This is a genomic window from Micromonospora saelicesensis, from assembly GCF_900091575.1.
Taxonomy (GTDB): Bacteria; Actinomycetota; Actinomycetes; order Mycobacteriales; family Micromonosporaceae; genus Micromonospora; species Micromonospora saelicesensis.
In genome coordinates this window covers 40,356-64,572 of record NZ_FMCR01000008.1, presented here as the reverse complement: position 1 = coordinate 64,572, position 24,217 = coordinate 40,356, and the positions used below count along the sequence as shown (strand labels likewise).

Genomic DNA, 24,217 nt, shown 5'->3' with positions numbered 1-24,217 from the left:
GGGCGGCCGGCCCACCGCGAGGGTGGACCGGCCGTCTGCTGTGGCTACGTCAGCTCTCGCTGGGAGCCGGTACCTCGGTGGTGCCGCCGCCCGGAGCCGGCGACTCGGTGCCGGTGCCGCCCGGAGCCGGCGACTCGGTGACAGTGCCGCCCGGAGCCGGGGACTCAGTGCCGGTGCCGCCCGGGCTGGGCGTACCGCTGGCGCTGGTCTGCGGAACCGGGATGCCCAGCTTGTTGGCGAGCGCCACCAACTCGTCGTAGTGCGTCTGCAGCGTCGGCAGTGCCGTCTGCGCCAACTGGACCACCGACTGCTCGGAGCCCTGCGAGATCTCCGTCTGGGTGGCCTGGATGGCCTGGACGTGGCCGGCCAGCTCACTGGTCACCCAGAGCCGGTCGAACTCCGCACCGCTGGCGTTGTTCAGCTTGTCGATGACCGCCTGCTGATCGGCACTGGGCTCGTTCGGCAGTTCCACCCCGAGCTGCGACGCGGTCTGCTGCACCGTCTGGTCCAGCTGGGTGTGGTCGGTCTTCAGCATCGCGCCCAGGTCCTTGACCCCCTGGTCCTGACCCTTCTGCTGAGCCAGGTCACCAGCGGTGATCTCGAACAGGTTGACCTGGTGTACCGCCTGCAGGTACTGGGTGTCCTGCGTTGACGGCTGTGCCGCGGCCTGCGCGGCCGCAGCCGGCGCGACACCGACCAGTACCAGCGCGGCCAACAGGCCGAGGCGTTTGATACCCAACATGCTTCCCCCCCTTGAGACGTTGGACCGCACGGATACCCGGCTCACCGGGGTTATTCCTGCGATCGCCCGTCGCGCGGGGTCGACCGGTCCCATCAGGGCCGTCCGACTCCTGGTCGGATGGGTCGGGGGGTGTGAATACGAAGGGGCGCCCGCCGGAATCCGGCGGGCGCCCCGTTCAGGTGCGAATGGGCGGTCAGCGGCGGCTTTCGCCGCTGCCGATCTCCTCACGCTCGGGCCGGGCCTCGACCGGCGGGTGCCCCGGCGAGACCGGTGCCTCGACCGGCTTCTCGATCGGGTAGAAGAAGCCCCGGATGGCCGGGCCGAGGGCTCCCAGCCGGTTCATCTTCTTGGGCACGACCCAGCCGACGTAGTCGAGCTGGCCGTGACCGTCCGCGTGCCCGTTGGACGCGCTGAGCGGCTGGTGCACCTCGACGAACCGGCCGTCCGGCATGCGCCGGATGATGCCGGTCTCCACGCCGTGCGCGAGCACCTCCCGGTCGTGCTGCTGCAGACCCAGGCACAGCCGGTAGGTGACGTAGTACGCCAGCGGCGGGACCACCAGCAGGCCGATCCGGCCCGCCCAGGTCATCGCGTTCAGGCTGATCTGGAACTTGTCCGCGATCACGTCGTTGGCGCCGGAGAGCGTCAGCACGATGTAGAACGAGACAGCCATGGCGCCGACGGCGGTCCGGGCCGGAGCGTCCCGGGGACGCTCGAGCAGGTTGTGGCTGTTTCGGTCCTTGAGGTGCCGGGCTTCCAGGAACGGGTACATCGTCGACAGGCCCACCAGGATGCCGGGCAGCACGACCGTCGGCCAGAACAGCGGCGGGATGACGTACCCGTCGCCGATCGGGATGGGGATCTCCCAGGCTGGCATGAGTCGGGTCGACCCGTCGAGGAACATGACGTACCAGTCGGGCTGGCTGGCGGCCGAGACCACCCACGCCTCGTACGGGCCGAACAGCCAGATCGGGTTGATCTGGAACAGGCCGCCCATCAGCGCGATGACGCCGAAGACGACCATGAAGAAGCCGCCCTGCTTCAGCGCGTACCGCGGGAACATCCGCTCGCCGACCACGTTGTTGTTGGTCCGGCCCGGGCCGGGCCACTGGGTGTGCTTCTGCTTGAAGACCAGACCCAGGTGGACGCTGATCAGCGCGACCAGCAGACCCGGGATGAGCAGCACGTGGGCGATGAAGAACCGGCTGATGATGATCGTGCCGGGGAACTCGCCGCCGAAGACCGACGAGGTGACCCAGGAGCCAATCACCGGGATGGACAGCATGATCGCCGAGGCGATCCGCAGGCCGGTGCCGGACAGACCGTCGTCCGGGAGCGAGTAGCCGGTGAAGCCGGCCAGGAAGCCGACCCAGAACAGCAGCGAACCGATGATCCAGTTGGTCTCGCGCGGCTTGCGGAAGGCGCCGGTGAAGAACACCCGCAGCATGTGCACGACGATCGCGGCCATGAACAGCAGCGCCGCCCAGTGGTGCATCTGCCGCATCACCAGACCGCCGCGGACGTCGAACGAGATGTCCAGGCTGGAGGCGTACGCGGCGGACATCGGGGTGCCCTGCAACGGCGCGTAGCTGCCGTCGTAGACCACCTCGGTCATCGCCGGCTCGAAGAAGAAGGTGAGGAACACACCGGTCAGCAGCAGCACGACGAACGAGAACAGCGCGATCTCGCCGAGCAGGAAGGACCAGTGGTCCGGGAAGACCTTGTTCAGCAGCTTGCGCAGCGGGGTGGCCACCGCGAAGCGGTCGTCCACTCCCACCGCGGCCTTGCCCGGCGTCGCCGCAAGGTCAAACTTTCGACGCTTCATGGCCGCTCCCAGAAATCAGGCCCGACGGTCTCGGTGTAGTCGGACTTCGCCACGAAGAAGCCCTCGGAGTCCACCTCGATCGGCAGCTGCGGCAGCCGCCGGCTGGCGGGGCCGAAGACTGGCCGGGCGTTGTCGGTGATCAGGAACTGGGACTGGTGGCACGGGCAGAGCAGCCGGTTGGTCTGCTGCTCGTACAGGCTGGCCGGGCATCCCGCGTGCGTGCAGATCTTGGAGAACGCCGCGTAGTTGCCCCACATGTAGTCACCGTGGCCGACCTTCTCGTTGGCCCGGCGCGACTCCTGCGCGTCGGAGTCGCGGAGGTGGATCAGCAGCGTCGGCGAGTCGGCGTGCCTGTTGCTCACGCCGTGGTCGATGCCGGGGAAGACGGTCAGCTGCCCACCGCTGCTGATGTCCGCGGGGCGGATCGGCCGGCCATCCTCGCGGACCAGACGGATCCGCTGGCCGCCCTCGGCCGCGGCGAACCCGGTGGTGAACATCTGGTTGTTCTTGTGCGGCTGCGAGATCAGGCCGCCGACCAGCGGCGCCGCGGCGACCGCGGCGACCGGCGCGAGACCGGCCAGCAGCGAGATGCCGAGCAGGGGGCGACGCTTCACGCCCAGCTCGTCCGCCATGTAGAGCATGGTCTGGCCGGTGATGGTGCGGCCTTCGGAGTCCACCTGGCCCTCGTGCCGGTCCTGGATCGAGACCTCCTTGGGCAGCAACTTCTTGCCCCAGGTCAGGATGCCGAAGCCGACGGCGAGCAGCGCCACGCCGAGGGTGAAGCCGAGCAGCGGGGTGTAGAACTTGTCGCCACCCCGGCCCGCCTCGTACTGCCACGGCCACCAGATGTAGATGGCCAGGAAGGCGGTCGATGCCAGGCCGGTGATCAGGAAGAAGCCGGCGACCACCCGGGTCAGCCGACGCTCCGCCTTGGTGCCCGGCAGCACCTGCGGCTCGTAGTGGACGATCTCGATGTCGTCCCGGCGCGCGCCCTCACGAACGATGTCGAAACGGGTCAGCTTGGGGTCGTTCACGTCGAGCGGCTCCGGGCCCTGTGAGGCCTGGTGCTCGGTGTGGGTGCTCATGCCGTCACCTCGCTACGGGTGGCGCCGAGCGGCACCACAGCACTGAATCGGATGGCCTGCTCGATCACGACTTACCCGCAATCCACAGGCTAGCGAAGACGAGCGCCACGATGCCAACCAGGAAGATCGCCAGGCCCTCGGTGGACGGGCCGTACCGCCCGAGGTTGAACCCACCCGGGTCCTGGTCGTGCTTCAGCGTCTCCTGGATGTAGGCGATGATGTCGGCCTTCTGCTCCGGCCGGAGCTGGTTGTCGCCGAACACCGGCATGTTCTGCGGGCCGCTCAACATCGCCGCGTAGATCTGGCGGTCGGTCGCGGGGTGCAGGCTCGGGGCGAACTTGCCCGAGGAGAGCGCACCACCGCCGCCGCCGAAGGCGTGGCACTGCGAGCAGTTGATCCGGAACAGCTCACCGCCGGCGGCGATGTTGCCGTCCTCGCGGAGGTCGTCGCCCTCGGGGACGACCGGGCCGCCGCCAAGCTCCTGGATGTACTGGGCCAGCTGACGGGTCTGCTCGTCGGTGAAGACCGGGGGCTTGCGGTGCGCCTGGGCCTCCTGGCGGGCCAGCGGCATCCGCCCGGAGCTGACCTGGAACTCGACAGATGCCGCGCCGACGCCGATCAGGCTCGGCCCGCGGCCCTCGACGCCCTGGGCGTTGCGGCCGTGGCAGGTCACGCAGCTCACGTCGAACAGCGCCTTGCCCTCGGCGGCGGCGCCGGTCAGCTGCGGGTTGTCCTGCGCCTGGGCGCCCGGGGCGAAGACGGTGTACGCGCCACCGGCGAGCATCAGCGCGGCGATCAGCCGGACCGCGGCGCCCAGCCGGCGGCGGCCCCTGCTGCGCGCGGCGGGCCGCTCACGCAACCGCGCGAGCAGACCGCGTCGGCGGTCGTTGTCAGAAGTCATGAGCGGTGTCCTTAACCGGTTGGACCTGTCTCAGGGGACGGAGCAGCAGCGCGGAATGTGACGCGCAAGATCACTGGAGCCAGTAGATCATGGCGTACAGCCCGATCCACACGACGTCGACGAAGTGCCAGTAGTACGACACGACGATCGCCGACGTCGCCTGCGCCGGAGTGAACCGGCCCATGGTCGTACGGACCATGAAGATGATGAAGGCGATCAGACCACCGGTCACGTGCAGGCCGTGGAAGCCGGTGGTCAGGTAGAACACCGACCCGTACCCGTCTCCGTTGATCTTGATGCCGTCGGCGACCAGGTGCCGGTACTCGTTCAGCTGGCCGAGGACGAAGATCAGGCCCATCACGAAGGTGACGGTGAACCAGCGCCGCAGCGCGTGCACATCACCCTTCTCCGCCGCGAAGACGCCGAGCTGGCACGTCACCGAGGACAGCACCAGGATCACCGTGAAGGTGGTCGCGTACGGGATGTTCAGCGCCTCGGTGTGCTTCTCCCACTGCTCCGGCGCAGCCGCGCGGATGGAGAAGTACATCGCGAACAGCGCCGCGAAGAACATGAGTTCGCTTGAGAGCCACACGATCGTCCCGACGCTGACCATGTTTGGTCGGGTCAGAGAGTGGATCCGGCTCTTGTCAATGGCTGGGGCCGCAGTCACGCCGTCATTATTGCCCCTGACCGGGGCCGCCGATCAGCGGGGTGGCAAACCTGCGCCTTCCGTGGCCCGAGCGTCAGGGTCCGGTTCGCCTGGCCTAGCCTGAAAAGCGTGCTGCACGTCGATCCGATCTTCGCTGCCACCTCGGCCCCGCCGCCGTTCACCGTCGGCGCGGTGCTGACCGAGACCCGGCTGGACAGCTGGCTGGCCCTGGGGCTGGTGCTCGCCGCCGGCCTGTACCTCTACGGGGTGTACCGGCTGCGCCTGCGTGGCGACCGCTGGCCGATCGCCCGCACCGTGTTCTTCCTCGGCCCCGGCCTGGGCGGCATCGCGCTCGTCACGGTCAGCGGGCTGCACGCGTACGACACCGCGCTGCTGTCCGTGCACATGATCCAGCACATGGTGCTCTCCATGGTGGCGCCGATCTTCCTGGCGCTGGGCGCGCCGATGACCCTGGCCCTGCGGACCCTGCCGGTACGGCCGCGCAAGCGCCTGCTCGCGATCGTGCACAGCCGCGTCGCCCGGGTCTACAGCTTCCCGCTGGTGGCGTTCGCCATCTTCGTGGTCAACCCGTTCGTGCTGTACTTCAGTGATCTGTACCGCTACACCCTCGAACACGCCTGGGCGCACGAGCTGGTGCACGCGCACTTCATCATGACCGGCTGCGTGTTCTTCTGGCCGCTGCTCGGCCTCGACCCGCTGCCCGGCCGCTGGCCGTACCCGGCGCGTGCGCTGCTGATGCTGCTCTCCGTGCCGTTCCACACAGTGCTCGGCCTCACCATCATGCAGAGCAGCACGCTCTTCGGCGGTGACTGGTACCCGTCGCTCAACCTCGGTTGGGTCGACCCGTGGCAGGACCAGGTGGTGGCCGGCGGCATCCTGTGGGCCGGTGGCGAGTTCGTCAGTGTGACCATGCTCGCGGTGCTGGTGGTGCAGTGGGTCAAGCAGTCCGAGCGGGAGGCCCGCCGGGTGGACCGCGAGCTGGACCGCCAGGAGGCCCGCGAACGCGCAGCCGACGCCGCGCCCGCCTGAGCTGCCCGGACGGTACGCCCCGACGCGCGACGCCGGGCGGGATGTCGGCTACGTCACGCCGACCGGTACGATCTGCGGGCAGCTACGAGGTGGGAGTTCCGGCATGACCGATCGTCTTTGCACCGTGTTGCTCTACAGCGACGACCCGCAGGTCCGTGATCGGATGCGGATGGCTGTTGGCACCCGGCCAGCTCCCGGTCTGCAGATCGAGTTCGTCGAGGCGTCGACCTATGCCGAGACCATCCGGCTGGTCGACGACTACGAGATCGACCTGCTGCTGCTCGACGGTGAGGCGAGCCCGGGCGGCGGCATCGGCATCGCCCGTCAGGTCAAGGACGACCGGGACGACGCTCCCCCGACCTGCCTGGTGATCGCCCGCGCCGCCGACCGATGGCTCGCCGCGTACGCCGAGGTCGACGCGACGCTGGTCCACCCGCTCGACCCGGTGACCACCGGCGGCACGGTGGCCGAGCTGCTGCGGACGCACGCACCCGCCTGACGTCCCACGCTCCTCCGGCACCCCCACGGCGCCGGATCTCCTCGGCGCCGGTTCCAGCCCACCCGCACTTCGCATGCTCGGGAGGCCCGCCATGGGCGATCGGACCTGGCCGCACCTGCTCAACGCGCTGCTGCGCGGTGACGAACTCTCCACCGCCGACACCGCCTGGGCGATGGACGAGATCATGACCGGCTCGGCGAGCGCGGCGCAGATCGCCGCCTTCGCCGTGGCGCTGCGGGCCAAGGGCGAGACCCCTGCGGAGCTGGCCGGCCTGGTGGAGGCGATGCTCGGTCGCGCGGTCCCGGTGGCGCTGCCCGAGGAGCTGCGCCGTACCGCGCTCGACGTGGTCGGCACCGGCGGTGACCTCGCCCACACGGTGAACATCTCCACTATGACGGCGCTGGTGGTCGCCGGCACGGGCGTCCGTGTCGTGAAGCACGGCAACCGGGCCGCCTCCTCCCTGTGCGGCACCGCCGACCTGCTGGAGTTCCTCGGCATCCCACTGGATCTCGGCCCGGAGCAGGTTGCCCGCTGTGTCGAGGAGGCCGGCATCGGGTTCTGCTTCGCGGCCCGCTTCCACCCCGGGATGCGGCACGCCGGCCCGGTCCGCCGCGAGGTGGGCGTGCCCACCTTCTTCAACTTCCTCGGCCCGCTGACCAACCCGGCCCGTCCCCGGGCCGGCGCGGTCGGCTGCTTCGACCTGCGGATGGCCCCGGTGATGGCCAGCGTGTTCGCGGCCCGTGGCGACTCGGCGATCGTGATGCGCGGCGAGGACGGGCTGGACGAGTTCACCACCGCCGCGCCGACCCGGATCTGGGCGGCGCAGGGCGGCACCGTACGCGAGGCTGTGCTGGACGCGACGGACCTGGGGGTACCCCGGTCCACCCTCGCCGACCTGCGCGGCGGTGACGCCGCGTACAACGCCGGCGTGGCCCGTCGCCTGCTGGCCGGCGAGACGGGTCCGGTCCGGGACGCGGTGCTGGTCAACGCGGCGGCGGCGCTGGCCACCCAGGGCCCGCTGGACGGCGACCTGACCGAGGCGCTCCGCGCCGGCCTGGCCCGTGCGGCCGAGTCGATCGACTCCGGCGCGGCTGCCGCTACCCTGGACCGCTGGATCGAGACCGCCACCGCCTGACCTCACCACCGCCCGGCCCGTCGGGCGGCGGCGTCTTGGCCGGTGATCGACTCGGGTTCCGTGAAGCCGCGGTGTCCGGGCAGCCCGGATGCCCCGACGTCAATGATGTCGAGTGGATCACGCGCGGATGCCGACCAGCGGGCGACGGTGCGCGGAGATTTGTCGGACCCGTCTGGGAAACTACAGCTGAGTAGTTCTCTGCTGCCGTCGGTGCGTCACTGTCGCATCCGGGGGCGGTCCGCCTGGTATCCGAGAGGAGACGCCCGTGTCGCACCGCGAGCTCTACTGCGACGTCTGCGAGGGCGTGGCGCTGTTCGAGGCTCCGCCCTGCGTCGACGGCCACGGCACCGACTGTCCAGAGCTGATCTGCACCGACTGCGGCGCCGCCGTGGTGGTCAGCGCGTTCGCCTTCCCGGTCACCCGGTTGGCCGCCCGCCGCCGTCAGCCCGTCCGCCGCCGCGCCGCCTGATCACAGCACCGCAGCACTGCCTCACCGCCGCGCCGCCTCACCCCCGGGCCGCCGGGCCGCCGGGCCGCCGGGCCGCCGCGCCGCCGAGGCGGGGTGGGACATGACCGAAGGCCCGCTCCCCTCTCGGGGAACGGGCCTTCGTCGTGCCGGGTCGGTCGCGACGGCGACCGGGTGGGTCAGTGCTCGGCGGTACGCCGGGTGCCGCTGTAGTACTCGAACAGGAGCCCACAGGCGGAGAAGACCACGGCCAGCAGGCCGGCACCGATCAGCCAGTACTGCCAGAACACCATGCCGAGCGCGGCGATCGCGGCGGCCAGCGCCAGACCGAACGGCCAGTAGCTGCCCGGGCTGAAGAAGCCGACCTCACCAGCGCCGTCGGCGATCTCGGCGTCCGGGCGGTCCTCCGGGCGCAGGTCGATGCGGCGGGAGACGAACCAGAAGAAGCCACCGCACATCGAGCAGAGCAGGAACGACAGCAACAGGGCGACGGTGCCGACCCACTCGATGCCGCCCGACGCACCGTTCGTCCAGGCACCGTAGAGGATGGTGGCGCCGAAGAGGAACCCGGCGATGATCAGGAAGATACGCCACTCGGTCTTCATGCGGCTGCCTCAGCTTCCCGTGCGGGCCGGAACGTCGTCCGGGTTGAAGTTGTCCTGCGTCCGCCGCGTGTCGAACGGCTGCGTGGTCGTCGCGTACGGCTGCTCACCGATCGCGGACAGCGCATCCTGGGTCGACTTGCCGCTCTGCTTGGCCGCGAGGAACTGGTCGTACTTCTCCGGCGAGACCACCCGCAGCTCGAAGTTCATGAACGCGTGGTAGCTGCCGCACAGTTCGGCGCAGCGCCCGACGTAGGCACCCTCGGCGTCCAGGCTGGAGACCTCGAACACGTTGCGGATCTTGCCCGGCATGACGTCCCGCTTGAAGAGCAGCTCCGGCACCCAGAACGAGTGGATGACGTCGCGGCTGGTCTCCTCGAACCGGATGGACCGGTTGGTCGGCAGCACCAGCACCGGGATGACCTCACTGGTGCCGAGCGTCGACGCGGTGGTGCGGGCTTCCGTGCCCTGGCCGTCCCGGTAGTTGAACTGCCAGTTCCACTTGAACGCGACGACCTCGACCGTGACGTCCGGGTTCTTCGACAACTTGTCGACGTCGGTCTGCACGATCGCCGTGTAGTAGAAGAGCACCGAGACGATCAGGATCGGCGCGATGGTGTAGAGGAACTCCATCGGCATGTTGTAGCGGGTCTGCACCGGCAGCGCGTTGCCACGCTTGCGGTAGCGCACGACGCACCAGAAGATCAGGCCCCACACGAAGACGCCGACCGCGAGCGCGGCGATGCAGGAGGCGATCCACAGGTCGTACATCCGCTTCGACTCCGGCGAGATGCCGCCCTGCGGCCAGCCGAAGCCGTCGAACGTCTGACCCACGTCACAGCCCGTGAGCAGAACCAGCAACGCCACGCCACCGAGACCGAGCCCGGCCAGGCGACCAGCACCACGCCCCCGGCGTCCACCAACCCCTGGGGAAGCGCTGTGCCGTACGGCCGACGGCCGTACCTCCGAACTCCTTGCGACCACCTGGTCCTGCCTCCCTAGCGCGCCGCGGTGCGTCGTTCCTCAGCACCCGCGGCAAAGGCGTCACCGACGGTCGCAGATTACTCGACCATGACGGACTCGGCCGTGGTGGGGTCACTGTCCGACCCCCATCGGGGGGATCCTAGGCATACCGCCGCGATAGCGTCTTGGTCTGTGAGCGCGAGGAGCGAGCCGGGGTCGCGAGCCCCGCAGCCGCGAACGAAGGCAGGTCTGTGAGCGCATCCCCGGTCTACCTGGACGCGGCGACCGCCGCGCCGATGCATCCGGTCGCGCGGCAGGCTCTGCTGGCCGCGCTCGACGACGGCTGGGCCGACCCGGGCAAGCTGTACACGCAGGCCCGGCGGGCCCGGCAACTGCTCGACGCCGCCCGCGAGGCCACCGCGCTGACGCTCGGCGTCCGCGCCGATGAGGTCTCCTTCACCCCCAGTGGTACGACAGCAGCCCACGGCGCGGTGCTCGGCGGCCTGACGGGGCGGCGCCGGGTCGGGTCGACGCTGGTGCACTCGGCGATCGAGCACTCGGCGGTACTGCACGCGGCGGAACGACATGTCGGCGCGGGCGGGACCGCCACAGTGGTGCCGGTCGACCGGTCGGGCCGGCTGGACCTGACCGCGTGGTCGACCGCCGTTCGGGCCCCGGGGGTCGCGCTGGCCGCGTTGATCACCGCCAGTCACGAGGTGGGGACGGTGCAGCCGGTCGCCGAGGCGGCGGCGGCGTGCGTCGACGTGGGTGTGCCGCTGTACGTGGACGCGGCGCAGTCGGTGGGCCGGGTGCCAGTGCCGGCCGGCTGGTCGGTGCTCACGGCGAGCGCCCACAAGTGGGGTGGGCCACCCGGCGTGGGGGTGCTGGCGGTCCGGAAGGGCGTTCGCTGGGAGTCACCCTGGCCGGCCGACGAGCGGGAGAGCGGACGTACCCCCGGGGTGGTGAACCTGCCCGCGGTCGTGGCGGCGGCGGCGAGCCTGCGGGCGGCAGCGGCCGACGCGGCGGCCGAGGCGGCCCGGTTGGCCCCCCTGGTGGACCGGGTCCGGGAGCGGGTCGCGGCGGAGGTGCCCGACGTGGAGGTGGTCGGCGACCCGGTGCTCCGGCTCCCCCACCTGGTCACGTTCTCGTGCCTGTACGTCGACGGGGAGGCGTTGCTGCACGCCCTGGACCGGCGGGGGTTCGCCGTGTCGTCCGGCTCGTCCTGCACCTCGTCCACGTTGCGTCCGTCGCACGTGCTGGAGGCGATGGGTGTGCTCTCGCACGGCAACGTGCGGGTCAGCCTGCACCGGGAGACGACCGAGGCGGACGTGGAGCGGTTCCTGACCGAGCTGCCGGGAATCGTCGCCGGGCTGCGCGCCGAGGCCGGGGTGGTGGGGCTGTGACGATGCCGGACGAGGTGATCGACTGCCGGGGGCAACGCTGCCCGCTGCCGGTGATCGCGGCGGCGCGACGGATGCCCGAGGTGCCGGTCGGCACTGTGGTCCGGGTGCTGGCCGACGACCCGGCGGCGGCGGTCGACATCCCCGCCTGGTGCCGGATGCGCGGCCAGGAGTTCCTCGGCTCCGTCAACGGCCCCGACGGCCCCGCCTACGACGTACGCCGCACCCACTAACCCCGCGCCACCCCGCGACCCCCCCTCGCCCCTCGACACCCCCGCGATCTTGCAGTTTCTGCGGGGACAAAGCGGTGCAGAAGCCGCGATACGGCGACAGAAAGTGCAAGATCGCCGGGGTGGGGGCGGTAGATTACGCCGGGAGGAGGTGGGGGCGGACCTCTTCCGCCGCAGTGTCGCCGTAGGACTCGGCGAGCCGCTTGACGAACAGGTCGCGGCGGACGTCGTACTCCTGGGTGCCGACGGTCTCCAGGACCAGCGTGGCCAGCAACGAACCGACCTGGGCGGCGCGTTCCAGGCCGAGGCCCCAGGAGAGCGCGGTGAAGAAGCCGGCCCGGAAGCCGTCGCCGACGCCGGTCGGGTCGACCGCGCGGATCTCCCGCGCGATCGGTACGTGGATCGGGTCGATGCCGCGGCCGGCGATCTCCACACCGTGCTTGCCCAGGGTGGTGACCCGCACCTTGACCAGGTCCAGCAGTTGGTCGTCGCTGAGCTGCGCCTTGCTCTGCAACAGCGACTTCTCGTAGTCGTTGGTCATCAGGTACTCGGCGCCCTCGATCAGCGCCACCACGTCCTCGCCGGGCATCCGGGCGAGCTGCTGGGACGGGTCGGCGGCGAAGGCGTACCCGCGGGTGCGGCACTCGGCCGAGTGGCGCAGCATCGCCTCGGGGTCGTTGGCGCCGACCAGCACCAGGTCCAGACCGCCGAGCCGGTCGGCGACCGGGGCCAGCTCGATGTTGCGGGCCTCGCTCATCGCACCGGCGTAGAACGACGCGATCTGGCACATGTCGGTGTCAGTGGTGCAGACGAAGCGGGCGGTGTGCGCCACCTCGCTGACGTGCACCGAGTCGCAGTCCACGCCGTGGCGTTCCAGCCAGGAACGGTAGTCGGCGAAGTCGGCGCCGACCGAGCCGAGCAGCACCGGGCGCAGCCCGAGCTGACCCATCCCGAAGGAGATGTTCGCCGCCACGCCACCGCGGCGGAGCACCAGGTCGTCCACCAGGAAGGAGAGGGACACCTTGTGCAGTTGATCGGCGATGAGCTGGTCGGCGAAGCGACCGGGGAAGCTCATCAGGTGATCGGTGGCGATCGAGCCGGTGACGGCGATCTTCATGTCAACCCTCGGGGTCGGGAGCAGGGCGCGGTCAGCCTACCGGGACGGCAACCCGATGGTCACCGCTCGGTCGGACAACGGCAACCAGCCCGCCACGGCCCCCTTCGAGACCGTTCCCCGGCCGGTGCGACCGCCGACCGGTACGGCGATGGGGCCGTCCCGAAGAACGGCCCCATCGTCGCTGGTGTGTGGTGTGACTCAGTTGAACGAGTCACCGCAGGCGCAGGAGCTGCCCGCGTTGGGGTTGTCGATGGTGAAGCCCTGGGCGTCGATCCGGTCGGCGAAGTCGATCGTCGCGCCGGAAAGGTACGGGGCGCTCATCCGGTCGACGACGACCTCGACACCACCGAAGTCGGTCACGACGTCACCGTCGAGCGAACGCTCGTCGAAGAAGAGCTGGTACCGCAGGCCGGAGCAGCCGCCCGGCTGCACGGCGACGCGGAGCCGCAGGTCGTCGCGGCCCTCCTGCTCGATCAGGGCCTTGACCTTCTGCGCCGCGACGTCGGTGAGGACGACGGAAGTAGGGGCCTTGGCCTCGGTCGACTCGGTCTGCGCTGGCGTGGTCACGTGGAAGTCTCCCTGCGCGGTTTGGGTCCGGACGCACTGGCCAACGTCGCGCGTCGTCCAGTGATTCCCGGTTGTGGTCCTCAACCGATCGTACGCCGCCTTGGCCGGGCTCACCCGCGTGGCGTGACCCCCGCCGCAGGTCGGCCCTCGGTCGGGGCGGGGGCGCGGGCGGTCGGGACGCTCAGCGGCTCCACTGCCGGGCCAGGCGGGCACCCAGTTCGCGCAACCCCTCTGCGGGCCGGCTCAGCGCCGCGTCGAGCCCGCCGCCCTCCTCGCCGCCGAAGTGCTCCACCAGGCTGTACGCGTCGGTCACCCCGGCCGAGGCGGCCTCCCGTCGGCCGGTGCTCACCTGCCCGGCCACCACCACGCAGGGCACTCCCCGGTCGCGGGAGGCGCCGGCCACCCCGGCGACGACCTTGCCGCGCAGCGACTGGTGGTCGAACGACCCCTCACCGGTGATCACCAGGTCGGCGGTGTCCAGCGCGGTGTCGAGTCGGGTGGCCCGGGTGACCAGGCCGATCCCCGACTCGCAGTCGCCGCCCAGGGCGAGGAGCGCCGCGCCGATGCCTCCGGCGGCACCGCCCCCGGGCAGCGTGCCGAGCCCCGCCGGGCAACCGGCCAGGTCCCGTTCCAGCACCGCCGCGAAACGCTCCAGGGCCGCGTCGAGCAGCAGCACGTCGGCGCGGTCGGCGCCCTTCTGCGGGCCGAACACGTTGCTCGCGCCGTGCAGGCCGAGCAGAGGGTTGTCCACGTCGGTGGCCGCGACCAGCCGGACGCCGCGCAGCCGGGGCGCGCCGTCCAGCGCGTCGGCCGCGGCGAGCGCCGCCCCGCCGTACGGCAGCGCGGCACCGCCCTGGTCGAGGGGGGTCACGCCCAGCGCGGCGAGCATTCCGGCGCCGGCGTCGTTGGTGCCGGAGCCACCCAGCCCGATCACCACCGTGCGGGCGCCGCTCTCCACGGCGGCGGCCACCAACAGACCCAGCCCGTACGAGGTGGTGGTCTTCGGGTCGCGCTCGGCCGCGGAGAGCAGGTGCAGGCCGCACGCCTGCGCGCTCTCCAGGTAGGCGGTCGAGCCGTCGGCGGTGAGCAGGATCTCACCGGCCGCCGGCCGGCCCAGCGGGTCGACCGTCGGCACCGCCACGCGGCGGCCGCCGAGGGCTTCGGCGAGCACCTCCACGAAGCCCGGTCCGCCGTCGGCGAGGGGCCGGATCAGCAGTTCGTCTCCGTCGGTGACGGTGCGCCAACCGGCGGCGACGGAGGCGGCCACCTCCGGTGCGGACAGGGTGCCGGCGAACTTGTCCGGGCAGAGCAGCACGCGCATGCCGAGCAGTGTGGCAGCCCACACCGAGCGAGGCTGCGTCGCGCTCGCGCTGTGGGACCATGGGCTACGTGACTTCGACCTGGGTGGAACCCTCCAACACGGCGACGGCTCTGCTGCTGCTCGGCCGGGGCAGCGACCCCGACACTGAGCGCGGCGTGGAGTGTCCGGGCGACCTGCCGGCGCCCAGCGATCCGGATCTGGTGGCCCGTGCCACCGCCGCGAAGGCGAAGCTGGGCAGCAAGGTCTTCGTGCTGGGGCACCACTACCAGCGCGACGAGGTGATCCAGTTCGCCGACGTGACCGGCGACTCGTTCAAGCTGGCCCGGGAGGCCGCGGCCCGCCCGGACGCGGAGTACATCGTCTTCTGCGGCGTGCACTTCATGGCCGAGAGCGCCGACATCCTCACCACCGACAGCCAGCGGGTGATCCTGCCCGATCTCGCGGCGGGTTGCTCGATGGCGGACATGGCGGTGCTGGGCCAGGTCGAGGCCGCGTGGGACACGCTGACCGAGCTGGGCATCGCCGGCGACACCGTGCCGGTGACGTACATGAACTCCTCGGCCGACATCAAGGGTTTCGTGGGCCGCAACGGCGGCGTGGTCTGCACCTCGTCCAACGCCAAGCGCGCCCTGGACTGGGCCTTCGAGCAGGGGTCGAAGGTGCTCTTCCTGCCGGATCAGCACCTGGGCCGTAACACCGCGGTGCTGGAGATGGGCCTGTCGCTGGACGACTGTGTGCTCTACGACCCGCACAAGCCCGGTGGCGGGCTCACCCCGGAGCAGCTGCGCGACGCCAAGATGATCCTGTGGCGGGGGCACTGCTCGGTGCACGGCCGGTTCACCCTGGAGAGCGTCAACGACGTACGGGAGCGGGTGCCGGGGGTCAACGTCCTGGTCCACCCGGAGTGCCGGCACGAGGTGGTCACGGCCTCCGACCACGTCGGGTCCACCGAATACATCATCAAGACGATCGAGGCGGCTCCGGCCGGCTCGGCGTGGGCGCTCGGCACCGAGCTGAACCTGGTCCGCCGGCTCGCGCTGGCGCACCCGGACAAGCAGATCATGTTCCTGGACAAGGCCGTCTGCTACTGCTCGACGATGAACCGGATCGACCTGCCGCACCTGGTCTGGGCCCTGGAGGAGCTGGTCGCGGGCCGGGTCGTCAACCAGATCACGGTGGACGCCGACACCGCGTACCACGCCCGGGTCGCGCTTGATCAGATGCTCGCGCTGCCCGGCGCGGACACTCCGCCGCCGACGGCGTCCTGATCACGATCCGTAGCGCTCTTGGTACGCAAAAGTGCCGGATCACCGATTAATGCCACACACGCCGATGTGACCGAGTCCTTTTTCGTCACCGAGGGCTATGCTGCCCAAGCGACGACACACGCGGGCCGTTTCGACATGGCCGCATCCGGGGTAGCGACAAGGTTCAGGCACCCCACCATCAACACGGCAGCACCGACGCGCTGGAGGTTGCGTTGACCGACGACGTCCTGGTTGTGCACGGAGGTACTCCGCTCGAAGGGCGGATCCGCGTGCGCGGCGCGAAGAACCTGGTATCGAAGGCGATGGTCGCCGCGTTGCTCGGTGACAGCCCGAGCCGGCTGTTCGACGTGCCCAAGATCCGCGATGTCGAGGTGGTGCGAGGTCTGCTCGGCCTGCACGGCGTCAAGGTCACCGACGGCACCGAGGACGGCGAGCTCGTCTTCGACCCGGCGAACGTGGAGAGCGCCAGCACCGACCAGATCAACGTGCACGCCGGCTCCAGCCGGATCCCGATCCTGTTCTGCGGCCCGCTGCTGCACCGCCTCGGGCACGCGTTCATCCCGGATCTGGGTGGCTGCCACATCGGCCCGCGCCCGATCGACTTCCACCTGCAGGCGCTGCGGGAGTTCGGTGCCACTGTCGACAAGCGGCCCGAGGGGTTGCACCTGTCCGCGCCGAACGGGCTGCACGGCACCAAGTTCGCCCTGCCGTACCCGAGCGTCGGCGCCACCGAGCAGGTGCTGCTGACCGCCGTGATGGCCGAGGGCGTCACCGAGCTGCGCAACGCCGCGGTGGAGCCGGAGATCATCGACCTGATCTGCATCCTGCAGAAGATGGGCGCGATCATCAAGGTCCACACCGACCGGGTGATCGAGATTCAGGGTGTGCCCAAGCTGCACGGCTACACCCACCGGCCGATCCCGGACCGGATCGAGGCGGCGAGCTGGGCGGCCGCCGCCCTGGCGACCCGTGGTCACGTCGAGGTGCTGGGCGCGCAGCAGGCCGACATGATGACCTTCCTGAACATCTTCCGCTCGGTCGGCGGCGAGTACGAGGTCACCGACGCCCGCGCGCCGAAGCTGGGCGACCCCGGCCAGGAGGGCGGAATCCGCTTCTGGCACCCGGGTGGCGAGCTGAACGCGGTGGCGTTGGAGACCGACGTGCACCCCGGCTTCATGACCGACTGGCAGCAGCCGCTGGTCGTGGCGCTGACCCAGGCCCGCGGCCTGTCGATCGTCCACGAGACGGTCTACGAGCAGCGGCTGGGCTACACCGAGGCCCTCAACTCGATGGGCGCCAACATCCAGGTCTACCGGGACTGCCTCGGCGGCACCCCGTGCCGCTTCGGCCGGCGTAACTTCAAGCACTCCGCAGTGATCGCCGGACCGAGCAAGCTGCACGCCGCCGATCTGGTCATCCCGGACCTGCGGGCCGGGTTCAGCCACCTGATCGCGGCGCTCGCGGCCGAGGGCACCTCCCGGGTGTACGGCGTGGACCTGATCAACCGGGGCTACGAGGACTTCGAGGCGAAGCTCGCCGACCTGGGCGCGCACGCCGAGCGTCCGTAACCTCGGTCACCCCATCGTTCGACTACGACGGCTCCAGGTCACGCTGCGACCTGGAGCCGTCGGTCGTTGTACCGCGATGTGCAGCGGGCGCGGACCGTTGGCTACCCTTGCCGCGTGCCGTCGCTCTTTCGCCGCAAGTCCACCGACCTCGTCGACGAGGCCGTCACCTCGGTGACCCCCGAGGAGACCGCTGAGCGTTCCCGGGGTTACACCCCGGCCAAGGGTCGGGAGACGCCCAAGCGGCCGACCGTCGGCCGTCGCCCGGCCGGCCCCACTCGTCCCCTCACCAAGGAGGAGGAGCGGGAGCGTCGCCGTCAACTGCGCGCCGAGGCGGCGTCGGAGTTCCGCCGCGAGGGTGGCCCCCGCGACCGTGGCCCGGAGCGGCTGCTGGCCCGCAACGTGGTCGACTCCCGGCGTACCGTCGGCACCTGGTTCTTCGGCGGCGCGCTGATCGTGCTGGTCGGGTCGAACGCGGCCATGCCGCCGCTGGTCCGACTGATCTCCAACGTGCTCTGGGGCGCGCTGGCGCTGGGTGTGGTCGTCGACTCGGTGCTGATCTGCCGCAAGATCAGCAAGCTGGTCCGGGAGCGCTTCCCGAAGACCGACCAGCGGATGGGCTCGCTCTTCCTCTACGCGGTCATGCGGTCGATCACCTTCCGGCGGATGCGCGCTCCGGCGCCCCAGGTCAAGCTGGGCGACAAGGTCTGACCCCCGGGCTCCCACGCCCGCACCCGCCCGCGCCCGCGCCCGCAAGATCGGCACGACTTCAGCGAAACTGCTGCCTCAGACATCTCCGAGGCAGCAGTTTCGCCGTATCTGCGCGGATCTTGCCGCGCGTTCATCATGCTGAACGGGTTGCCGTTGTTCGCCACACCGAACGTTCGACCCAATGGAGCGAAGGCATGCCTTCGGAACCGGCTGCCCCGCTGCCCACCATCGCCGCCGCCCTGCGCCGGGAGCGGGAACGGGTCGGCATCTCGCTGACCGAGCTGGCCCGCCGGGCGGGCGTGGCCAAGTCCACCCTCTCCCAACTGGAGTCGGGCACCGGCAACCCGAGCGTGGAGACGCTCTGGGCGCTGGGCGTCGCACTCGGTGTGCCGTTCAGCCGGTTGGTGGAGCCGGTCGACGACGTCGTACGGGTCATTCGGGCCGGGGACGGGCCGCACGTCCGCTCGGAGCAGGCCGACTTCAGCGGAACGCTGCTCAGCGCCGGTGCGGCGCACCTGCGCCGGGACGTCTACCTGATCAGGCTGGAGCCGGGCGCGGTCCGAGCCGGGCAGGGACACACCCCGCGCAGTATCGAGCACGTGGTGGTCGCTGCCGGCCGGCTGCGGGTGGGGCCCGAGGCGACACCGGTCGAACTCGAACCCGGCGACTACGCCACCTTCCCCGGCGACGCGCCGCACCGTTACGAGGCGCTCGCTCCCGGTACGTTCGCCGTCCTCATCATGGAGCACCCCTGAACGAGGACGGCGATCCCGCCGCAGCCGGGCGGTCTTCGAGTGCGGTATGGTCGGAGACCAGATTCGCTTATAGGACCAAATGTCCGAAACCAATGGGATAACGTTTGCGCCGGTGGGCGGCACCACAGTGGCGGTGAGCGAGCCCACGCCGTTACCCTCCATCCGCAGCCACGGCCTGCCGGAGCGGCGATCTGACCGGCACGTGCGGCCCCAGCGCGACAATTTGCAACGAGGTGACAACGCGTGAGCGAGCGGACGCGAGCCGGCCACCGGGGCGTGGCAGGCGGCGACCGGACGCCCAGCGGTCCCCCGACGGCGGCTGCGGACAGCTCACCCTCGGCGAGAATCGGCCCAGCGGCCGGGTGTGGCGACGGGCTCGACGGATGAACGGCCGCTACACCGACCGGTGGTCAGACCCGAACGAACCGTCCTGGGTGGTCGAGCCGACCACCGAGTGGCACCCCCAGTTCCCCGGCCAGCGTTACGCCGGCGACATCGGCATGCCGCACCAGCCGCCACCGCGCGGCCGCGCGACGGTGTCCGGTCGCGCCGAGGTGCCACCGCTGGCGCCCACCCGCCCGGACGGCACCTACCTCGGCCGGTCCTGGTCCGACGAACCACCGGAGGAACAGGCACCGCACGGCCGTTCCTGGGTGGACGACGAGCCGGGCGAGACACCCGCCTACGGACGACTCCGCGGCGACGAGCGCTCGGCGGACACCTCCGCCTACGGCCGGCCCGACAGCGCCGACTCCCGCCACTACGACCACGAGCCGTACCGTCGTCCGCTGCCCGAGCCACCCCGCCGCGACGACCGCCGTTCGCCCGAGTCGGACCGGCGTACCGCCTGGTCCGACCGACGCCCCGCCGACGAGCGGGGGCCCGCGCGGGAAGCCGCCTGGCACCGGGACCAGCCCACCCCCGAGCGGTACGACAGCCGCCGTCCCCGGCAGGAGCCCACCGAGCGGGACCGGGGTTACCGGGGCACGCCGCCGGTCTCCCCCGCGCCCCGGCCCGAACCCGGCTGGGTGCCCGAGCCGGACGACACACCACGTCGGCGCGGCACACCGGAACGACCGGCCGCCGGTTACGAACGGCACACCGACGACGGGTACGGCGCCCGACCCACCCGCGACCACGACGGCCGCATCGCCGACGCGGCCGACCCGTGGGCACCTGTGGACGGCCGCACGCGATACCGCGCCGACGGGTACCCGGACCGGGCCGCCGACGACCTGCGCCGCCCGGAGTCGCGCTACCGCGCGGACGAGGGGGTCGGCGCAGCGCCCTCACCCAACGGTGGACGACGGCGCCGCCCCGAGGCGGACCTGCCCGACCAGCCCCGTCTCGACGACGACCGGCGGCGGCCCGACACCGACCCGCACCGGCACCAGCCCCGTGAGGCGGCGGCCCGCGCCGAGGCGTACCCGGACCGGCGCCCCCGGGAGCAGGCCCGCCCGGACGGGTACCGCGACAACGGGTACCGCGAGGACGCGCCTCGTGAGGACGCGTACCGCGAGCCCCGGCCACAGCCGGGCCAACGGTCGGACGGCAGTCTGCCCTGGCCAGCGCCGGGTCCGGTGCGCCAGGACCGCACCTCGGACCGCACCCGGGAGCCCGGCCACCGCACCGACCCGCACCGCGCCGACCCACACGGCAGCCCGGACCCGCACCGCACCGCGGACCCGCACCGCACCGCGGACCCGCACCGCACCGCGGACCCGCACCGCACCACAGACCCGCACCGCACCACAGACCCGCACCGCAGCGCCGAGCCGGGCATCGCGTCGCGGCCGGCCGCCCGGCCCGACCGGCCGGCCGCCACGCCGTCCCGGCCTGACGAGCGCCCGGCGGCCACTCCGGCACGGTACGACGAGCGACAGGTACGCCCGGCCGCGACGGCGCCGCCCGCCTCCGGCCGTGCCATGCCGGTCCCACCGGTCTCCCCGGAGCGACCGGTGTCGCCAGCACCCGTCTCACCCGCTTGGGACCGACCGGTGTCAGCAGCCCCGGTCTCCCCGGAACGACCGGTGTCGCCAGCACCCGACTCCCCCGCCAGCCGTGGCTGGGACCGACCGGTGTCGCCAGCACCCGACTCCCCCGCCGCCCGCGGCTGGGACCGACCGGTGTCAGCAGCCCCGGTCTCCCCGGAACGACCGGTGTCGCCAGCACCCGACTCCCCCGCCAGCCGTGGCTGGGACCGACCGGTGTCAGCGGCCCCCGTCTCCCCCGCCGCGACCGGTTGGGATCGGCCGGTGTCGGCCGTTCCGGTCTCGCCCGCCTCCGACCGGCCCGTCTCGGGGCCACCCGCCGCGCGTCTGCGGCTGGAGTACCTGCCCGCACCGGTGGACCCGCCCGGCGCCGACGAGCGCTCGGATGCCCCGCCAGCATCGGGACGCCGGCCGCTGGCCGAACCGCCACCGGCGTCCGGGGCGCATCCTGCCCCGCCGCCGCGTTACCCCGGCCCGGACACCGAGGACCGTCCGGCGGACCAGCGGCGCGGCGAGGAGCCGGGCCCGGACCGCCGCAGGGTCGGCGACCCGCTGGCTGGCACCCCACCGACCGACCGCCGCCCGGCTGCCCCGGACCGCTCGTCCCCGGCGGAGCGGCCGCACCCCGCCGATCGCCCGGCCGCGCCGCAGCGTCCGTACTCGCCGGAACGACTGGCCCCGACGGCGGACGCACGCCCGTCGGTGGCCCCGCCACCCACCTGGCAGGCACCGCCGCCACCGGCGACCCGCCCCGACCCGACCCCGGCCGACCCGATTCGCGCGGTTCCGGCTCCGGAGGCCTCGCCGCCACCGACGGCGGAGGTCGCGCCGACGCTTCCGCCGGCCCCCGGTACGCCGCGCCGCTACGTACCCCCGCCGCCCTCGGAAGAGCCGGTGGCGGCCGTTCACGAGCCGGACGACGTCCCGGGCACCCGCGGGCCAGAAGCGTGGTTCAGCCCCGCTCAGCCCGCCGAGTCCGACCAGGCCGAGCCGGCTACGGACCAGCGGTCGTTCGACCCGGTCGACGACGAGTCGACGGCCGGCGACCCCGGCGTCTCCGCGACACCGGACGCGCAGACGTCGACGCCGACGGCCGACACCCGCCTCGACGTGGCCGACGAGCACACCGGCGGGTCGACACCAGACGACGCATTCGACCCGGTCTCCGCGCCGCCCGCCCACCCGGTCTCCGATGCGCCCCGGCTCTGGGCGGACGACCTGGACGACGACCCGCAGCCCGATTTCGACACGGGAACGGTGGACGGCTACCAGCCCGTCTCCGGCGCACCTGTCGTCGCGATGCCCCACCAGCGGACCGAAGCCGACCCGCAGCCCTTCGCCGCTTCGCCCAGCGACGACACCGATCCGGTCGAGCACGCCCCGACGGACGAACTCGCGCCACCCGACGAGCCTGCGGACGCGATCGACGATCCGAGCGCGAGCCCGGTGGACGGCTCGCAAGTCGACGAGTGGCGGGGCGACGCGGCGCTGCACGTCACGGCTATGGACGACACGAGCCCGCCGGTCCCGGCACCGCCCGTCTCGGCACCGCCGTTCTCCGCACCGCCCGCCTCGGTCACGCCGGTCTCCGCTCCTCCGGCACCGCCGGTATCGGCCCCGCCCGCGGCACCCGTCTCCGCACCACCAGCGTCCGCGACAGCGCCCATCTCCGCGCCGCCAGCGCCCGTCTCCGCGCCACCATCACCCACCGCAGCGCCCGCCTCCGCGCCGCCCTTCTCCACCGCGCCCGTCTCCGCGCCGCCAGCGTCGACCGCAGCACCCGTCTCCGCACCACCCGCCTCAGCGCAGCCGTACTCCGGAGCACCGGTCTCCGCGCCGCCAGCGCCCACAGCAGCGCCCGTCTCCGCGCCGCCAGCCGCGACGCCCATGACCGCGCCCCCACCGCCCGCCGCGGCGCCCGTCTCCGGGCCGCCGGCGTCGGTGGTGCCGACGTCCGGGCCACCCGCCTCGGCCGTACCCGGCCCGAGGATCGGCTCGGACGGGGACAACGAGCCGGTGTCCGCGCCACCCGACGACGCACCGCCGATGGTGACCCGCCCGTCGCTGGCCGACCCGGGCGACCCGGAGCAGGTGCTGGCCGCGTACCGGTGGCGGTTGGACCCGGTCACCCTGCGCGAGGAGCTGACGGAGCCGGACGACCTGCGGGCCATCCGGCGGCGCCTGACCGAGAAGTTGGGCTCGGCGGTCGACAACCGTGCCCGGGCCCGGCTGCTCAGCCTGCGGGCGGTGGCCTCGCGGATTCTCGGCGACCTGGACGACGCGCTGGCCGACGGTCGGCTCGCCCTCACCTACGCCGAGGCCACCGGCGAGCTGCGCCGGACCGCGCTGGCCCAGGCCCGGCTGGCCCACGTGCTGCGCTGGCGCGGTGACTTCGCCGAGGCCGACCAGCTCTTCGCCCAGGCCAACTCGGTCGAGTTGCCCGACCGGCTGCGGGCCGCGCTGCACGAGCACGCCGGGCGGTCGTGTTACGACCAGGGGCGGCTCATGGAGGCATGTGAGCACTTCGAGAAGGCGCTCGACCTGCGCGGCGCGGGCGACTCCGAACTGCTGGGCCGGGTCCGGGTGGCCCTCGACGCGGTCACCGTCCGGGCCGAGAAGGATGGCTTCGGGGCGTACCCCCGGAGTCGGGACGAGGTGCTCGACCGGGACCGACCCCCGTTGCCGGACCGCGACGGGCCGCTGTGGGGTTACACCAGCCAGGACGGCGACATGGTCGTGCCCGCCCGGTACGCCGAGGCGCAGCCCTTCCACGACGGGTTGGCCTGGGTCCGCAGGCCGGACACCGACCGCTGGTCGCTGATCAACCTGCTCGGTACGACGGTGATCCCGCCGTCCTTCCGGGCCGCGCAGCCGTTCAGCGACGGCCTGGCCTGGGTGGTCGGCGAGGGTGGTTGGACGGCGATCGACGCGACCGGGGCGGTGCAGGTCGCGCCCAACTTCGCCGAGGTACGACCGTTCCGGCGTGGGCTGGCCGCGGTGCGGCGCGAGGGGTGGGGGGCGGTCGACCGGACCGGTCGGGTCATCGTGCCCACCCGCTACCACGGCTTCGTCACCGAGTTGGCCGACGGCCAGCAGATCGACGGTTTCACCGACGAGGGGCTCGCGGTGGTCGACGTGGCGGGTCGAAGGGGCGTGGTGGACCGCACCGGCACTGTGCTGGTCCCGCCGGCGCACCCGATGCTGGTCATCCACCCGGTGGCGTTCCTGATCGAGAGCGACAACGGGCGGTGGGGCGCGCTGGACCGGCGCGGCGTGCCGCTCATCGATCCGGTGCACCGCGATCGCGCCGAGGTGCTGGAGGAGATCGACCGGCTACTCACCGACGCCAACCCGGTGCTCTGAGTCGCCGGTCGC

The 24,217-nt window shown here is 72.0% G+C and carries 21 protein-coding genes; 11 read left to right on the top strand and 10 right to left on the bottom strand.

All coding sequences use genetic code 11. The features are described 5' to 3' along the window. Positions 1 to 49: 49 nt before the first annotated feature. The 5 genes from GA0070561_RS28720 to ctaE all read right to left on the bottom strand — a co-directional run bounded on the left by GA0070561_RS28720 (position 50) and on the right by ctaE (position 5,223). The gene (locus GA0070561_RS28720) at positions 50 to 742 is read right to left on the bottom strand and encodes a DUF4142 domain-containing protein (RefSeq protein WP_091407523.1); all 693 of its coding nucleotides are present in this window, start codon (positions 740 to 742) and stop codon (positions 50 to 52) included. Positions 743 to 935: 193 nt separating this feature from the next. After that, entirely contained in the window at positions 936 to 2,567 is a 1,632-nt protein-coding gene (gene qcrB, locus GA0070561_RS28715) for a cytochrome bc1 complex cytochrome b subunit (protein WP_091407521.1), read from the bottom strand. After that, positions 2,564 to 3,652 carry a cytochrome bc1 complex Rieske iron-sulfur subunit gene (gene qcrA / locus GA0070561_RS28710; protein ID WP_091407518.1) on the bottom strand — a complete coding sequence of 363 codons (1,089 nt, stop codon included), beginning with the start codon at positions 3,650 to 3,652 and terminating at the stop codon, positions 2,564 to 2,566. The genes qcrB and qcrA overlap by 4 nt, the downstream gene beginning before the upstream one ends. Before the next feature lie 64 nt (positions 3,653 to 3,716). After that, on the bottom strand, positions 3,717 to 4,553 hold the full coding sequence (gene qcrC / locus GA0070561_RS28705; RefSeq protein ID WP_091407516.1) for a cytochrome bc1 complex diheme cytochrome c subunit: 837 nt from the start codon (positions 4,551 to 4,553) through the stop codon (positions 3,717 to 3,719). Positions 4,554 to 4,623: 70 nt separating this feature from the next. Next, positions 4,624 to 5,223: an aa3-type cytochrome oxidase subunit III gene (gene ctaE / locus GA0070561_RS28700; protein ID WP_091408043.1), complete on the bottom strand. Its 600-nt coding sequence runs from the start codon at positions 5,221 to 5,223 to the stop codon at positions 4,624 to 4,626. 108 nt (positions 5,224 to 5,331) lie between these two features. Here ctaE and GA0070561_RS28695 point away from each other — a divergent pair, with 108 nt between their 5' ends. The 4 genes from GA0070561_RS28695 to GA0070561_RS28680 all read left to right on the top strand — a co-directional run bounded on the left by GA0070561_RS28695 (position 5,332) and on the right by GA0070561_RS28680 (position 8,355). Next, positions 5,332 to 6,252 (top strand): cytochrome c oxidase assembly protein, encoded by a 921-nt coding sequence (locus GA0070561_RS28695; protein ID WP_373861692.1) that lies wholly within the window; start codon positions 5,332 to 5,334, stop codon positions 6,250 to 6,252. Positions 6,253 to 6,355: 103 nt separating this feature from the next. Beyond that, positions 6,356 to 6,751, top strand: coding sequence for a helix-turn-helix domain-containing protein (locus GA0070561_RS28690; protein ID WP_091407513.1), 396 nt, complete (start codon positions 6,356 to 6,358; stop codon positions 6,749 to 6,751). 91 nt (positions 6,752 to 6,842) lie between these two features. Next, a complete protein-coding gene (trpD, locus tag GA0070561_RS28685) occupies positions 6,843 to 7,886 on the top strand; it encodes an anthranilate phosphoribosyltransferase (RefSeq protein WP_091407511.1) in 1,044 nt (347 codons plus the stop codon). A gap of 265 nt (positions 7,887 to 8,151) precedes the next feature. Continuing rightward, positions 8,152 to 8,355: a hypothetical protein gene (locus GA0070561_RS28680; RefSeq protein WP_091407508.1), complete on the top strand. Its 204-nt coding sequence runs from the start codon at positions 8,152 to 8,154 to the stop codon at positions 8,353 to 8,355. A gap of 176 nt (positions 8,356 to 8,531) precedes the next feature. Here GA0070561_RS28680 and GA0070561_RS28675 read toward each other — a convergent pair whose 3' ends face one another. Together GA0070561_RS28675 and ctaC are read right to left on the bottom strand one after the other, a co-directional pair. Next, complete coding sequence (locus GA0070561_RS28675) at positions 8,532 to 8,957, bottom strand: cytochrome c oxidase subunit 4 (RefSeq protein ID WP_091407506.1); 426 nt, start codon at positions 8,955 to 8,957, stop codon at positions 8,532 to 8,534. 9 nt (positions 8,958 to 8,966) lie between these two features. Next, positions 8,967 to 9,938, bottom strand: a complete 972-nt coding sequence (ctaC, locus tag GA0070561_RS28670) for an aa3-type cytochrome oxidase subunit II (RefSeq protein ID WP_091407504.1) — start codon at positions 9,936 to 9,938, stop codon at positions 8,967 to 8,969. 230 nt (positions 9,939 to 10,168) lie between these two features. Between ctaC and GA0070561_RS28665 the strand changes: the two genes are divergently transcribed. Next, positions 10,169 to 11,320: a cysteine desulfurase family protein gene (locus tag GA0070561_RS28665; RefSeq protein WP_091407502.1), complete on the top strand. Its 1,152-nt coding sequence runs from the start codon at positions 10,169 to 10,171 to the stop codon at positions 11,318 to 11,320. After that, entirely contained in the window at positions 11,317 to 11,550 is a 234-nt protein-coding gene (locus GA0070561_RS28660; protein ID WP_091407500.1) for a sulfurtransferase TusA family protein, read from the top strand. The genes GA0070561_RS28665 and GA0070561_RS28660 overlap by 4 nt, the downstream gene beginning before the upstream one ends. Positions 11,551 to 11,683: 133 nt before the next feature. On the opposite strand, the gene GA0070561_RS28655 is transcribed toward GA0070561_RS28660, so the two are convergent. From GA0070561_RS28655 to GA0070561_RS28645, 3 genes are all read right to left on the bottom strand, one after another. Next, entirely contained in the window at positions 11,684 to 12,664 is a 981-nt protein-coding gene (locus GA0070561_RS28655; protein WP_091407497.1) for a carbohydrate kinase family protein, read from the bottom strand. Between the two features lie 198 nt (positions 12,665 to 12,862). Continuing rightward, positions 12,863 to 13,231 (bottom strand): iron-sulfur cluster insertion protein ErpA, encoded by a 369-nt coding sequence (gene erpA / locus GA0070561_RS28650; RefSeq protein WP_091407494.1) that lies wholly within the window; start codon positions 13,229 to 13,231, stop codon positions 12,863 to 12,865. A 181-nt stretch (positions 13,232 to 13,412) separates the two neighbouring features. Next, positions 13,413 to 14,552, bottom strand: a complete 1,140-nt coding sequence (locus GA0070561_RS28645) for a glycerate kinase family protein (protein WP_091408039.1) — start codon at positions 14,550 to 14,552, stop codon at positions 13,413 to 13,415. Positions 14,553 to 14,620: 68 nt separating this feature from the next. On the opposite strand from GA0070561_RS28645, the gene nadA reads away from it, so the two are divergent. The 5 genes from nadA (at position 14,621) to GA0070561_RS34390 (ending at position 24,205) form a co-directional block, all read left to right on the top strand. After that, on the top strand, positions 14,621 to 15,820 hold the full coding sequence (nadA, locus tag GA0070561_RS28640) for a quinolinate synthase NadA (RefSeq protein WP_091408037.1): 1,200 nt from the start codon (positions 14,621 to 14,623) through the stop codon (positions 15,818 to 15,820). A gap of 212 nt (positions 15,821 to 16,032) precedes the next feature. Beyond that, a complete protein-coding gene (murA, locus tag GA0070561_RS28635) occupies positions 16,033 to 17,388 on the top strand; it encodes a UDP-N-acetylglucosamine 1-carboxyvinyltransferase (RefSeq protein ID WP_030337972.1) in 1,356 nt (451 codons plus the stop codon). A gap of 114 nt (positions 17,389 to 17,502) precedes the next feature. After that, positions 17,503 to 18,096, top strand: a complete 594-nt coding sequence (locus GA0070561_RS28630; protein WP_091407492.1) for a DUF3043 domain-containing protein — start codon at positions 17,503 to 17,505, stop codon at positions 18,094 to 18,096. Between the two features lie 194 nt (positions 18,097 to 18,290). After that, on the top strand, positions 18,291 to 18,851 hold the full coding sequence (locus GA0070561_RS28625; protein WP_091407490.1) for a helix-turn-helix domain-containing protein: 561 nt from the start codon (positions 18,291 to 18,293) through the stop codon (positions 18,849 to 18,851). Positions 18,852 to 19,234: 383 nt separating this feature from the next. Beyond that, on the top strand, positions 19,235 to 24,205 hold the full coding sequence (locus tag GA0070561_RS34390; protein WP_425255916.1) for a WG repeat-containing protein: 4,971 nt from the start codon (positions 19,235 to 19,237) through the stop codon (positions 24,203 to 24,205). The last annotated feature ends 12 nt before the right edge of the window (positions 24,206 to 24,217 follow it).